Consider the following 13,607-nt stretch of genomic DNA (forward strand, 5'->3'; position numbering starts at 1 on the left):
CGGCAAATCGAACTAGCCCTCAGCACCGGAATTTCGATGCCACGCCTCATGTCTGAATGAGCTTACCTCCCCCGGCGATCGTTGCCCCCCTCGCGGTCGCTTCCTTGGGCAGCAGTGCTGAAACCGGCCTGCTGCCCCTTTCTTGTTGGCGCCTCTCTCATATCCCGAAGTTTTTTCAGCCAGCATGATCCGGGCGCATGGAAGGCGGCTCGTTACGGTGCTCACCGACATGGCGAGGAACACGGCAGTGCGGGGGATTTGCGACAGAATCCGAAATCGCCCCCGGGCGTACCGGGAGCGATTTCGCACCTATCTGGTGCCATACCTCACTTAATTCAGGTGAAACATGGAATGCGTATCCATGCGGCTCCCGAAGAGGTAGGACGGGCTGGTGGTGTTGCCCTCATTCGACTCGTCATGGAGTCCTATACGGTCGAAATTCTCACGAGGATTGCTAACGGATCTCCCCTCATGGGAGGCGCGCGATCCGCCCGAGTCGTGGGAGCCGTGCGAACCGCCCGAAGCGGCATAAGCGCTAGCGAACGGAGTGGAGATCAAGAGGGCAGCGATTGCAGTTCTGAAGATAAAAGAGCGCATTTTGGCGTCTCCTAAGTATTGAGGGCAACTTGGCGCCCTCCTTTTATCGGACCGTCCAGTTCCGTCGCGTCACGCTGGATATATAACTCCACCGCCGGCGGTTCTCGGTCTGCAAGTTCATAATATAGAGTATAAATAACGAGTCAAATTAACAAAAAATAATATTTATGCTACGTATTTTGCCACAATAAGTCAATTTAAACACATTTTTGACAAATCTAATGGGTTAAAGTCGTGGAAATGTTCATAACAGAATTATGTATGTCATGACAACAAAAATTTGTTGCTAACTTTTAGTTGTTTAAATCATATATATGTTGCTAGTTTTAGTATGATATTACTGTGATCGTACCGTGAGAAATCGTCGGCTCAACGTCGGCCCGTGAGGAAAACATATTGTGCAGAGTAGGGTTCAACATGAAATGCTCCCTCAGTTCCGCAACGACCCGAATATCGACCGCCGTGCGTGTCCAGCCGCTGCACGGCGATAACGTTTGCCAGAACGCCGTCGCCACCTCGTTTCATGACCCGCAACATAAGCCAGGGGATATCATCCTTCGTCGCACCCGGCGCCTCGGCTTCGACTTTGCCGATGACACTGCTTCCATCGGTAAATTCCCATGATGGACCGCTAAAATGCCGGCCAACGGTGACCCCATCTTGAATGAGCGTCGCAAGGGGCTCGCGAAACTGCCACTGTGTTTTTCCTGCTCGATCTTCCTTGCACTCATACACCTGAACCCCTTCGGCATGAACATTCGCAACAACCGTCAATCGATCTGTGTCAAAGCCTGCCGGAACTTCAGCTGCATGAGCGGCGGGAGCGAAAAGCAAGACTGCAGCCGTCATGAATACCAATGCTGGATGAAAGTGTGTGGAAGCACTGGACAAGGCATCGTCAGATTTGAGCTGAGGTCGGGCCAATTCGGTTTCCTTGAGCATCTGCATATTCTTTGTCGCAATTATCGTCGAGCGAGCCGGACTCCTGATCAAGCTGGTGCGACGGTTTCGGTGTTAACGCGGACTTTACTACCTTCCACCAGTTGCACTGGCGGGTTACGAATGACCTTGTCACCTTGCTTGAGGCCATCCTTAACTTCGATGGTCGTTCCCAGATCTCTCGCCACAGATACTTTTCTTATGTGAACAATGCCATCCTCAACGACGGCCACCTGCAATCCGTTTGCGTTGAAGATGAGGGCGTCAGCGGGCACCGACAGGCTTGGCGTCTTGCGCGGAATCTGGAGCTGGACGGTGCAGTAGATTCCTGGCGTGAGGAGACCGTCAGGATTGGGCACGTCGATTTCAGTCAGCAAAGTGCGGGTCCCCGGCTGCAATGAATCGGCTATGCGCGTTACCGTCCCGGAAAAAATACGGCCCGGGGTCTCTGGAACCTCGATACTGGCCTTGTCACCGGGGCTAACCCCGAATGCTTCGTCCTGTGGCACGAAGACTTGCGTACGGATCACGTCTTCCTGCATGATGGCGAACATGAAAGTGCCGCTGGTCGTGTCGGCCTGCACAAGGCTACCCTTGTCAATGTTGCGCTGGGTAATGATGCCATCAAAGGGCGCGACAACCTGCTGATAGAGTTGTTGCTGACTCAGCACCTCAAGTTGATCTTGCTGAGCCTTCACATTTGCCTGCGCGACACCCACCGTCGCCTGTTGCGCCTTTAGGGTCTGCACATCAATGGTACCCTGCTGCTGCGTAATCCAGCCTTTGGCGACCAGCGGTTTATCGCGATCCCACGTGACCTGTGCGAGGTCAGAATTAGCCTGAGCCTGTTTCAAAGCCGCCTGGAGTTGCCCCAAGGTAGCTTGGGCTTCCAGGATTTGGTCATCGAGTTCCGGCACGGCAATCTTGGCGAGCAATTGGCCTTTCTTTACATGATCTCCGATATCAACTTCACGTTGTTCGACATAGCCGCTGGCTCGTGCAAAGATTTCGACGTCGTCGAAGGCTGCGGTGGTCGCCGGGAGACTAACGGTTACGGTGTCGGTACTCGGCTTTATCTCGGCGACGTGCACAGATGGCACGAAATCGCGGAGCTGAACGGCAGTGGCCATAACCTCCTCGGCCCGCGAACGATATCCCCACGCACCGAAACAGAGTAACGCGACAAGCCCGAGCAGCGTGCCAAGCCCAATAAGCCAGCCTCCCCACCTGCGCGACACTTGCGGTTGTGGATTATAGATATGCTCGATGCGCCGATCTGACGGTTCTAAGGGTTTCATGCTAGTTCCTCATTGAATACGCCGTGGGCCGCCTTGCCGTCCTGTCCGCCGCGAAGCATCGCAAACAGGTACGGGACGAAGAGGAGTGTCGTAGGAGTCGCGAACAGCAAGCCGCCGATGACAGCGCGCGCCAAAGCGGCATTCTGTTCCTCGCCGGCGCCACCTATGGCCATTGGGATCATGCCGACAATCATCGCTGCTGCAGTCATTAGCACAGGCCTGATGCGCGTATGACCGGCGTCGATCGCTGCCTGGAACGCCGGCTTGCCCGTCAATTGCTGCTCTCTGGCGAACGTGACCAGCAAGATCGAATTAGCGGACGCGACGCCTACGGCCATGATCGCTCCCATAAGAGAGGGCACGTTAAGGGTTGTTCCCGTGACAAAGAGCATGACCAGGATGCCGCATAAGGTTGCAGGCAACGCCAGGATGACGACGAACGGATCACCGAAATTCTGGTAGTTCACGACCATCAACATATAAACGAACACCGCCGCGAACAGGAGACCGATGCCAAGATCCCAGAAAGCGTCGTTCATGCTCTGGATCTGGCCAGCGACCTGAATGGAATTGCCCGGAGAAAGCTGCTTCTGCATATCCGTCACTATTACGTTGATCTGGTTGGAAACGCTCCCGAGATCGCGGCCCTGAACGCTTGCGAAGACTTCATAGAGAGGCTGAATATTCGCTTGGTTACTGTTGGTTGCGATGCTGCTCCGCTTGAATGTTGCGACATTGCTGAGCAGTCCTGGTATCTGATTACCGGCTGTGGATATGGTTGAGGACACAGGCGTATTGCCAAGGTCGTTCAGTGAACTGATTTTTGGTTCAGGTGTCTGAACAGCGAGATAGTACGGAATACCGGTCGTTGGATCAGTCCAGAAATTGGGCGAGACCTGTTCCGAGGAACTCAGGCTAACATTGATGTTCGTGGCGATGGTGTCTGCATTGAGGCCGAGTTGCGCTGCGCGCGTACGATCGATCGTAGTGTCGAACGCCGGCGCGTTAACTTCCTGTTGGAGGTGGGCATCCACGACGCCCGGAATGGCGGCGATGCGCCGCTGGAGCTCCGTTGCCACCCGCAGGTTTGTCGCACGGTCGTATCCGACGGTGCGGACATCGATTTGTGCGGGGAGACCAAAATTGAGAATCTGTGTGACGATGTCGGCCGACTGAAAATAGAACAGCACATCTGGAAACGCTTCCGGTAACGCTGATCGCAATTTGCGCACATAGTCGGCAGTAGGCGCGTGGCCAGGCTTGAGGGCGACAAGGATAACGCCATCATTGACGCCGATCGTCGAGCCGTCGGTGAATGCCAGGTTATATGCTCGGGCGGGAAGCCCGATGTTGTCGACGACAAGCTGGCGGTCGCTGTCGGGAACAATCTCGCGAATCTTGTCCTCGACTTGCTGGAAGATGCGCTCCGTCGTCTCAATCCGCGTTCCAGCGGGTGCGCGGATATGAAGCTGAATCTGGCCGCCATCGATCGCAGGATAGAAGTCCCGACCGACGAAGATCAGCAAGGTGGTTCCAAGGGCAAGGACCAGGACGGCGACGACCGGCATGATCAACCGACGTGTAAGCAGCAACGTCAGCAGCCCGACATAGCGGACACGCATCGCCTCGAATCCATGCTCGAACCTGGCATGAAAGCGGGAGAACCAATTTTTCGACGTGCCATGGCGCTCACCCTTGAGCAACAGACCAATCGTGATCGGGGTGAGGGTCCTCGAAAGGGCATAGGACGCCAGCATGGCGAACACGACTGCCATGCCAAGCGGCGTGAACAAATATTTGGCCGGTCCCTCAAGGAAAACCACGGACGTGAACACGCAGCTGATGGCCAAGGTCGACACCAGCGTCGGCACAGCAATGCCTGCCGCTCCGTGCAGCGTCGCCTGCGGCAGCGTTTGTCCTTCTTCAGTGAGCAACCGATGGGTGTTTTCGATCGTCACCGTCGAATCGTCGACAAGGATGCCCACGGCAAGCGCGAGGCCGCCGAGCGTCATGGTGTTGAGCGTCTCTCCAAGGAAATACAGCGCAATGACCGATGACAGGATTGCAAGCGGTATGGTTATCATGACGACCAATGTCGATCGCCACGATCCCAGAAACAGCAGGATCATCAGCGCAGTGAGGGCTGCCGCGATGGCGCCTTCGCGAAGTACGCCGGCGATGGATTGCTTGACGAATACCGACTGATCGAAAATCTCTTTGATCTCCATACCGGGAGGCGCGGACGCACGTGCCGTAACCAATGCTCGCCGGACAGCATTGACCACATCCAAAGTTGAAGCATTGCCATTCTTGATGACACTTAGAAGGACTGAGCGACGCCCGTCCTGACGAACGACGTTTTGCTGAACAAGCCAGCCATCATGAACCTGACCGACATCTTTTACGAAAACCGTAGCCCCATTGACCACTTTGATCGGAATGTCGTTGAGTTCATCGATCGTCGCCGGCGTCGCGTTCGTGCGCACAACGTATTGAGTATCGCCGATCTTGGCCGTTCCAGACGGTAGCGTCAGATTTTGCGTGTTGACGGCGTTGACGACGTCGAGTGGCGTGAGACCCTTGGCGAGCAGCTTCGACGGGTCCAGGTCAACCATGATTTGCCGGTATTTCCCGCCAGCGGGGGTTGGTAATGTGATACCGGGGATTGGCGCCAACTGCTGGCGAATGCGATAGATGCCATAGTCGTACAGCTGTTGCTCGTTGAGTGTATCGGAACTCAGGCTGATCTGCAGGACGGGCACGCTGGAGGCATTGAACTGCACCACGAGCGGCGCCTGGATTCCTGCTGGCAAAAGCGCGCGGATGGCGTTGGTCGCCGACACAATCTGCGCAATCGCGAGATCAAGATTCACGTCCTGCTGAAAATAGATCTTCTGTATCGACAGCCCGCCTAGCGTCTGCGCTTCGATATTCTTGATGCCATTGACGTTGGAGCTGATTGCATACTGACTATAGGTGGTGACACGCTGCTCCATCTCAGGCGTGCTGAGACCGCCATAGCTCCAGATCACCGATACAACCGGAATGTTGATTTCCGGGAAGATATCCGTTCGCATCTCGTAACTTGCGACTCCGCCAAGAAAAAGTATCAAGGCGGCTAACACGTAGAATGTGTGCGGGAACCGCAGCGCGAACCGAACTATACCCATATCTATTCCGAAACCCCTGTTGTGCAGGAAGAGTGAGGGCGGAAGAGTTCCACCCATCGGCAATTTGTCCGGCCCGAGCGGTTCTGTCCGCAAGAGGCGTAGTCAAGACGGCAACTGGCAAATGCAATAAGAATGCTGAGTCTGTCGGCGAATAAGGCTCCGGTAGACATCGTTAAGATTCTTCGGCGCATTGGCATCGGGCTGTAGGTTAACCAGGCAAGGAAAGATGCTCCATCATACAGGCGTGGACGGGAATAATGCGCTCGTCTGATAAACTCATACTTTGGTTTGGGTGTCCGCAATCCAGATTGACTGTTATTATCGCTAGAACGGAAAGGCGTAAGCTTTGAGCTGGTTTTCGGCAAAATTGCCGCCGGCAACCGCCCTGAGCGTGGCAATACTTGTCAAAGATCGATCACAACAAACTCGTGCAGAGCCTTGCACGGACCCCATCTAACTGACAGGCGCACGATGATGGCGACGGCGTCGAAGCGCATTGCTGTATTTCCTCGAACAATTAACGCCTCAATACCATGCAAGTCGACTTGGAGCACAGAATGCAAAGTTCACTTCGATATAAAGTCAGCATAGTCATTGGCGCAGTCGTGCTTGCCACAGCGGGAGTCTTCTGGCTCGCGAGTAACGATAAAACGGTCGCCAAAGATCAGCCCGCCGCTGCCCTTATACCGGTTGAAGCGTCAGCAGCGGTACAAAGTGATGTACCCGTCTATTTGAATGGTCTGGGCACAGTTCAGGCTTTCAACACCGTCACCATGAAGGCCAAGGTTGATGGCGAATTGCAGCAGGTGCTCTTCACGGAGGGGCAGAAGGTCAAGAAAGGCGATCTTTTGGCCGTGATAGACCCTCGTCCTTTTCAGGCCGCTCTTGATCAAGCGTCAGCAAAAATGGTGCAGGACCAGACCAACCTCAGCAATGACGAGATTATTCTGCAAAGGGATAAAAAACTTACCGCTCAGCAGTTCACGACTGTAGAGACTACGCAGACACAGCAAAGCACCGTTGCCCAACTGCAGGCGCAAATTGCACAAGACGCCGCAGCCAAAAATTCTGCTGCCGTATCGCTGTCCTATACGCAAATGACTGCGCCCGTCGATGGACGCACAGGCATCAGGCTGGTTGATCAGGGCAACTATGTCCATGCGACCGATACAACCGGGATTGTCGTCATTACGCAAACGCAACCGATTTCAGTCGTGTCGACACTGCCTGAAGATGATCTGGAGGCAGTGCGTGCTGCGCAGGAAGCCGGTCCTGTTACCGTGACGGCTTTCACGCGCGATGGGAGTACAAATCTAGGTACCGGAACGCTCTCGGTCATTGATAATGAAATAGACCAGACCAGTGGCACGATGCGCTTGAAATCGACGTTTCCCAATATCGACGAGAAGCTTTGGCCCGGGCAATTCGTCGACATCCGGCTACAACAAAAAATCGTTCACCAAGCAGTTACAGTACCTTCTGCGGCAATTGAGAGGGGTCAGAATGGTTTCTTCGTCTACGTCGTGAAACCGGACAATACCGTGGAGGTTCGGCCAATCGCACCGGGACAGATAGCGAATGGTCACGCAGTGATCGAGAGCGGACTGGCAGCGGGCGAGCGCGTTGTCACTTCGGGGCAATATCGTCTGGATGCAGGCGCAAGAATTTCAATACAAGACACACCAAGCCAGACCACCACGCCGGGTGATGGTGAGATGGAGCGGGGCTGATGTCGAATTGGTTTATCCAGCGACCGATCGCAACGTCGCTGCTCATGGTGGCTATCCTCGCAATCGGCCTGGTAACCTATCCTTTGCTGCCGGTAGCGCCGCTGCCCCAGGTCGACTTTCCAACGATTCAGGTTTCTACACAGCTACCAGGCGCAAGTCCGCAAACAATGGCGTCTTCGGTTACCCAGCCGTTGGAGCGGCAGTTTGGTCAAATTTCTGGCGTTACACAGATGACGTCCGTGAGCACACTCGGCAGCAGCTCGATCACCCTGCAGTTTGAACTGGATCGCAATATTGATGGCGCGGCGCAAGATGTGCAAACCGCGATCAACGCCGCCGGTGGCCAGTTACCAAGCAACCTCCCATCTCCGCCGACCTACCGCAAAGTGAACCCTGCAGACCCGCCCATACTGGTACTTGCCCTTACGTCCGATACACTGCCATTGACGCAGATCGATGATTTTGCCGAAAATGTCCTTGTCCAGCATATCAGCCAGGTCTCCGGCGTCGCCCAGGTTTCGGTCTTTGGCCAGCAAAAGCCAGCTGTCCGCGTGCAAGTCGATCCGCGCAAGATAGCTGACTTAGGTCTGTCACTGGAGGATGTTCGCTCGGCAATCATCGCCACGACGACCGATGCACCAAAAGGTAGCATCCAGGGTGCTTTGCGCACCTTTACGCTCTACGATAATGACCAGCTCCTGGCGGCAGGTCCTTGGAACAACGCGATCATTGCTTACCGAAACGGTGCTCCGATACGGATAAGCGACATCGGCCAGGCAATCGATGCGCCCGAGAACACGCAGATAGCGGCATGGGCCGATGGCAAGCCGGCTATCCTGCTGCCAATTTCCAAACTCCCCGGCGCGAATGTTCTTGAGACCGTAGCTCAGATAAAAGCATTGCTGCCGCAGTTGCAGGCAATAGCGCCGCTTGCGCTTCACATATCGAGTTTGAGCGATCGGACCACGACCATCCAAGCGTCCGTCCTCGATGTGAAATTCACCCTGTTGCTCACGATCGCACTGGTGATCATGGTGATATTCATTTTTCTTCGCAACGTCTGGGCGACGGCAATTCCCGGTGTCACTGTCCCGCTCGCGCTGGTAGGTACTTTCGCGCTGATGTATGTGCTGGGGTTCAGTCTGGACAACCTTTCGCTGATGGGGTTGAGCATTGCGGTCGGTTTCGTCGTCGATGATGCGATCGTCATGCTGGAGAACATTCAGCGCCACATGGAAGCGGGTAAATCGTCGTTGCAGGCCGCCATCGACGGCTCCAAAGAGATTGGTTTTACCATTGTTTCGATAAGCCTCTCACTTGTGGCTGTCTTCATTCCCATCCTGTTCCTAGGCGGAATCGTTGGTCGGCTTTTTCACGAATTTGCCATAACCGTAACCGTGACGATTGCAGTTTCCGCACTTGTCTCGCTGACACTCACGCCAATGTTGTGCGCTCGCTTCCTGCGGGCGGAACACAACGCAAAACATGGCAGGCTCTTCCTGGCTTCAGAGCGAGCCTTCGAAGCACTGCTGAACGGTTACCGTGTTACGCTCGATATCGCTCTGCACCACCATCGCGTAACTTTTGGCATTTTCCTGCTAACGCTCGTTGCCACAGGTTACCTTTTTATCAGTATTCCTAAGGGTTTTTTCCCGATTCAAGACACTGGCTTGATCACAGGCCTTCTGCAGGGCGCACAGGATACATCGTTTGCCGACATGGCACGCCATCAGGTTGAGATCGGCAAGGTGGTCGCCAGCGATCCCGCGGTCGCTACGGTGGGGATGGCTGTCGGCGGGGGATCCGGCAATACGCTCAATACCGGGCGTATGTTTATCACTCTCAAGCCACACGATCAGCGCGATGCGACGGCAAGCCAGGTCATTGGTCGCCTGCGCCCAAAATTGGCCCAGGTTGAAGGGGTGAAGCTGTTCCTTCAACCGGCTCAGGATATCAACGTCGGCGGTCGAAGTTCAGCGACCCAGTTTCAATATACGCTACAAGATGGCGATGCGGATGAGCTGAATAGCTGGGCGCCGAAGCTTTTGGCAAAATTAAGCTCCCTGCCTGAACTTACGGATGTTGCCACGGATCAGCAATCCAACGGAACAACCGTCACTCTCGACATTGATCGGGATCAAGCGGCTCGCTTTGGGATCACGCCTCAAAGCATCGATGACACGCTCGACGATGCCTTTGGCCAACGGCAAGTCACTCAATATTTCACCGACCTCAACAGTTATCACGTGATACTGGAATTGTCTCCGAAGGCTCAGAGCTCACCACAGGCAATTAACCAGCTCTACATCAAATCGCCACTGACCGGTGCGCAAGTTCCGCTCAACGTGCTTGTAAAAGAGACGACGCAGCCGACCACCGTTCTTGCGATCAACCACCAGAGCCAATTTCCGTCGGTGACGCTATCATTCAACCTTGCTCCGGGCGTGGCTCTGAGCCAGGCTGTTTCGGCCATCCACCAAGCCGAAACTGCCCTGGGAGTGCCCCCGACACTCATTGCTACCTTCCAGGGCAATGCGCAGGCGTACCAGACATCTTTAGCCAGCGAACCTTTGCTCGTTTTGGCCGCATTGGGCGTGATATACATCATTTTAGGTGTGCTTTATGAAAGCTACGTCCATCCGCTGACCATCCTGTCAACTCTACCATCCGCAGGTCTCGGCGCTCTCATCATGCTGTGGAGCTTCGGCTTCGACTTCACGGTTATCGCCCTGATCGGCGTCATTCTCCTAATCGGTATTGTCAAGAAAAACGGCATCATGATCGTTGATTTCGCTATTGCCGCGGAGCGCGAGCATGGCTTGCGACCGGAGGAAGCAATCCGGCAGGCGTGCCTGCTACGCTTCCGCCCAATCATGATGACGACGATGGCTGCAATTCTTGGCGGCATTCCTCTGATGATGGGGCATGGGACGGGCTCCGAACTGCGACAGCCCCTGGGATACGCAATGGTTGGAGGCCTCATATTGAGCCAGGCAATGACACTCTATACGACGCCGGTTGTCTACCTCTACCTCGACAGGTTGAGCCTCTGGATGTCGGGGCGGAACAGACCATCCGTTCCCGCAGCTGTTCCTACGAGTGAACCGGCCGAATAACAAACCGTTCTGAGTTGAGGACGGGCTCCCTCATGGATAACGACCAACAGTCAAATATGGCGCCGCTCGTTTGAATTCTCAACGGCACCACTGCTCGATCGCGAGTGCAATCGCCTTCGCACGATCGACCAGATCGCGTACGGAGACACGCTCGTTCGACTGATGCGCCCGTGCGGGATCTCCAGGTCCAAAGTTGACAGTGGGAGGTTTGCCGAAGCCCATTGGCCAACTGATATCGCCGTGGGTGCCGAAACCAGACAAAAACGGTGACAGGCCGGCTTTTCCGACCGTGTCCCAGAAAACCTTATAAAGGGATTGATAGCTGGAACTTCCGCGCAAGCTCGCCCAAAAACCATTCTATGCGGGCCGGATGTTTGCGCAGCTGGGGATCTGCCCGGCAGACATTGAACACGTGTTCTTCGATCTCACGCTTCACTTTTCTGTCAAACCCAAACTCATCTTTCTCACTGGGCAGGTGCGAGCGTCGATGATGATCAAAAGCTTGACGCTTGGGCGAAGAAAAGGCTGGGCGCAGGCGATGATTTAATTCAGCTGAGCAAGGCTTGGTAAACCCAGTCAAAGCCAACTGCGAGAGCGATCGATACGACAATAACCACTAGAAGAATGATCTCTGCCAAATCCACGTGCGGCATGTGGTTGTAACGAGGGCGATTACTAGACTTAGGCATTCGGGCCTCCATTAAAAGGCAATCATTAAAAAGCATTCGAATCCGGTCCCCAATCGTTATGGGGGGCCGGGATTCGAAGAACCTACGATGGGTTACTGGCAGTATTCGTCGTAGAGGGGAGAATTCCAACGGAAAGGGTACTCGCAGGAATAGTAGGGACCCCAATAATTATCGTCACGGCGAAAGTCCCTAAAGTGACCCCTGCGGTCCGCAAAGCTATGGCTCGTCGCGAATCCATGAGCACTGTTGAAGGTGCCATCACGGCCAAAAATGCCACCGCTGCGGGAGCCGTGACCGCTACCGCCGAAGTCGCCGCCACTACCGGCAAAGCTATGGCCGCCGCCGCCATGGCCGCCGCCACCGCCATGAGCCATCGATTCAGTTGCCGAGCCGGCCGCCAACATTGCACCTAAAGCGGTTATCGCTAAGATTGTTGCTGATTTTCTCATAATTGACTCCTTGAAAGCTTCCAGTTGTGAAAGCTAACCTAATATGGAGATAGAAAGTCTGCCGATGTATTATACGTTGGTTTATATGCGTAGGTCTTGGGTTTTAAGCATGCGTCACAGGTTTTAGGTCGCCAACCTACAGTATATGATGTCAGTGTATCGTCGCATAACATGTAGAAGTATTTTTGAGCCGAAGGCAAAGCATGACCCAACCCGTCTTCTGACCGTAGGTTCTGCCTTGTTTCATCCTACTTCGTGGGCCCTGCTTACTAAGAGTTTTTGCATGCCCCGTTCTCAAGCACGGACCCGCAAACACTGGCCCTTGCCGACGATGCAGTCGATCCGGACGACGTCGCCGACCTATATCGGAACGGAATGCAACGCCCAAAGATGCTCTGACGTTTGCACGTTTAGACGACACACCAACATGAATTCCCGCTTCGGACTGCTTCAAGGCTTTCACAATCAGTCTGGTTCGCCCACCGATATAAACCTAAGTATGGCTCAATCAAACCAGCGCATTATTCACGCGCACCTGTGTATGATGGAGTATTTATCACTGCATAGTTACAAACAGGTGGAATAGAAATTACGCAGGGATGGCAGCAATGCTACCTGACCACCCGATTCCTTCTGATGCCAAGGATTTAATGCTATGGAGAAGCTAGATACGATTTGGATCATGCTGTTTCTAGTAGGTTCGGCCGCCATCGTGACCCTTGCATTTGCCACCGGCGATATATTTGCCCTGAATTGAGCCTACGATACTGCATTTTTTGGCGCCTTCTGCCCCCTGCAAGTTGAAAGCTACGGCCGCCGCCTGATCTCTCAATCAAAGACCAGCGCATACTGCAACACAGCACTTTCTTCAGGTTTCAGATGCTTTCTCCGGTGCACTCGTGCTGATCAATCGCTGAGGTGGATTTACTAAGATAATCCACTCCGATCTGAGACGGCCAACTCCTCTTCAGGGAACTATTCATGACGGACGAACGCGAAGTCAGAGCGGATCTATCCCGGTGTCTCGGCCGGCTTTGGCGGTTTGGGATGATCCTTTCCTTCCGGTCTGATGTTGCCCTCGCACTTGTCGAGGCGACGTGTGTTCGTGCGCTGGAACGCGCGCCGCTCCTCATAAGCAGTAGTCGTCTTGAATACTGGTTGTTCTCGACACTGTATTCGATCTGGCAGACAAAAGTTACCATTCGCGACGAGAATTCCGAGATGCTTGTCATGGATAACGCGGTCTTGCGGCGGGTCACTGCACTTCCGGACGAGTATCGCGCCGCCGTGTTCCTCGCTTATGTCGAGGATATGTCTTACCCAGAGGTTGCGGAAGTTCTTGTGGTACCGATCAGCACCGTCATAAGCCGTCTCGCCGCCGCTCGAATTATGCTGGCCGAAAGCGCAGACATTACAAAAGCGCCCGGGTTCGCCGAAGCTCCAATTCTAGTAGATCGGCCGGCGTAACAGTGTAACGCGTCGCGCATGAATTGAGCTGGTCTTTTTTCATCAATAGCGGGAGACGGTCTGACGAGCCCTTTGCGGTGCTGCCCGCAAAAAGTCGAGATGTTGTCCCTTAGCTTTTCGGGCGCGCATCCGCATCAATCTTGCTATCCCGT

9 protein-coding genes are annotated in these 13,607 nt (G+C 54.5%); 4 read left to right on the forward strand and 5 right to left on the reverse strand.

From position 1 onward, the window contains the following. Window positions 1–966: 966 nt before the first annotated feature. The 3 genes from LB462_RS30340 to LB462_RS30350 all read right to left on the reverse strand — a co-directional run bounded on the left by LB462_RS30340 (window position 967) and on the right by LB462_RS30350 (window position 6,004). The gene (locus LB462_RS30340) at window positions 967–1,521 is read right to left on the reverse strand and encodes a DUF3455 domain-containing protein (RefSeq protein ID WP_224515743.1); all 555 of its coding nucleotides are present in this window, start codon (window positions 1,519–1,521) and stop codon (window positions 967–969) included. A 65-nt stretch (window positions 1,522–1,586) separates the two neighbouring features. After that, window positions 1,587–2,666: an efflux RND transporter periplasmic adaptor subunit gene (locus LB462_RS30345; RefSeq protein ID WP_224515745.1), complete on the reverse strand. Its 1,080-nt coding sequence runs from the start codon at window positions 2,664–2,666 to the stop codon at window positions 1,587–1,589. A 164-nt stretch (window positions 2,667–2,830) separates the two neighbouring features. Further along, window positions 2,831–6,004 carry an efflux RND transporter permease subunit gene (locus LB462_RS30350; RefSeq protein WP_224515747.1) on the reverse strand — a complete coding sequence of 1,058 codons (3,174 nt, stop codon included), beginning with the start codon at window positions 6,002–6,004 and terminating at the stop codon, window positions 2,831–2,833. 557 nt (window positions 6,005–6,561) lie between these two features. Between LB462_RS30350 and LB462_RS30355 the strand changes: the two genes are divergently transcribed. After that, on the forward strand, window positions 6,562–7,734 hold the full coding sequence (locus LB462_RS30355; RefSeq protein ID WP_224515749.1) for an efflux RND transporter periplasmic adaptor subunit: 1,173 nt from the start codon (window positions 6,562–6,564) through the stop codon (window positions 7,732–7,734). Further along, window positions 7,734–10,850 (forward strand): multidrug efflux RND transporter permease subunit, encoded by a 3,117-nt coding sequence (locus LB462_RS30360; protein ID WP_224515750.1) that lies wholly within the window; start codon window positions 7,734–7,736, stop codon window positions 10,848–10,850. The genes LB462_RS30355 and LB462_RS30360 overlap by 1 nt, the downstream gene beginning before the upstream one ends. Before the next feature lie 78 nt (window positions 10,851–10,928). Here LB462_RS30360 and LB462_RS30365 read toward each other — a convergent pair whose 3' ends face one another. After that, window positions 10,929–11,189, reverse strand: coding sequence for a hypothetical protein (locus LB462_RS30365; RefSeq protein WP_224515751.1), 261 nt, complete (start codon window positions 11,187–11,189; stop codon window positions 10,929–10,931). Window positions 11,190–11,220: 31 nt separating this feature from the next. On the opposite strand from LB462_RS30365, the gene LB462_RS30370 reads away from it, so the two are divergent. After that, complete coding sequence (locus LB462_RS30370) at window positions 11,221–11,397, forward strand: hypothetical protein (protein ID WP_224515753.1); 177 nt, start codon at window positions 11,221–11,223, stop codon at window positions 11,395–11,397. A 234-nt stretch (window positions 11,398–11,631) separates the two neighbouring features. Here the strand turns inward: LB462_RS30370 and LB462_RS30375 are convergent, their stop codons facing one another. Further along, window positions 11,632–11,988, reverse strand: coding sequence for a hypothetical protein (locus LB462_RS30375; RefSeq protein WP_224515754.1), 357 nt, complete (start codon window positions 11,986–11,988; stop codon window positions 11,632–11,634). 981 nt (window positions 11,989–12,969) lie between these two features. Between LB462_RS30375 and LB462_RS30380 the strand changes: the two genes are divergently transcribed. Next, the gene (locus tag LB462_RS30380) at window positions 12,970–13,455 is read left to right on the forward strand and encodes a sigma factor-like helix-turn-helix DNA-binding protein (RefSeq protein WP_224515756.1); all 486 of its coding nucleotides are present in this window, start codon (window positions 12,970–12,972) and stop codon (window positions 13,453–13,455) included. Window positions 13,456–13,607 lie beyond the last annotated feature (152 nt).

The sequence above is a fragment of the Phyllobacterium chamaecytisi genome (assembly GCF_020164455.1).
Classification (GTDB): Bacteria; Pseudomonadota; Alphaproteobacteria; order Rhizobiales; family Rhizobiaceae; genus Phyllobacterium; species Phyllobacterium chamaecytisi.

Excerpts from the sequence above, each read along its gene's own strand:
- LB462_RS30345 (WP_224515745.1), bottom strand. The coding sequence starts at position 2,666 with ATGGCCACTGCCGTTCAGCTCCGCGATTTCGTGCCATCTGTGCACGTC.
- LB462_RS30350 (WP_224515747.1), bottom strand. The coding sequence starts at position 6,004 with ATGGGTATAGTTCGGTTCGCGCTGCGGTTCCCGCACACATTCTACGTG.
- LB462_RS30355 (WP_224515749.1), top strand. The coding sequence starts at position 6,562 with ATGCAAAGTTCACTTCGATATAAAGTCAGCATAGTCATTGGCGCAGTC.
- LB462_RS30360 (WP_224515750.1), top strand. The coding sequence starts at position 7,734 with ATGTCGAATTGGTTTATCCAGCGACCGATCGCAACGTCGCTGCTCATG.
- LB462_RS30370 (WP_224515753.1), top strand. The coding sequence starts at position 11,221 with ATGTTTGCGCAGCTGGGGATCTGCCCGGCAGACATTGAACACGTGTTC.
- LB462_RS30375 (WP_224515754.1), bottom strand. The coding sequence starts at position 11,988 with ATGAGAAAATCAGCAACAATCTTAGCGATAACCGCTTTAGGTGCAATG.
- LB462_RS30380 (WP_224515756.1), top strand. The coding sequence starts at position 12,970 with ATGACGGACGAACGCGAAGTCAGAGCGGATCTATCCCGGTGTCTCGGC.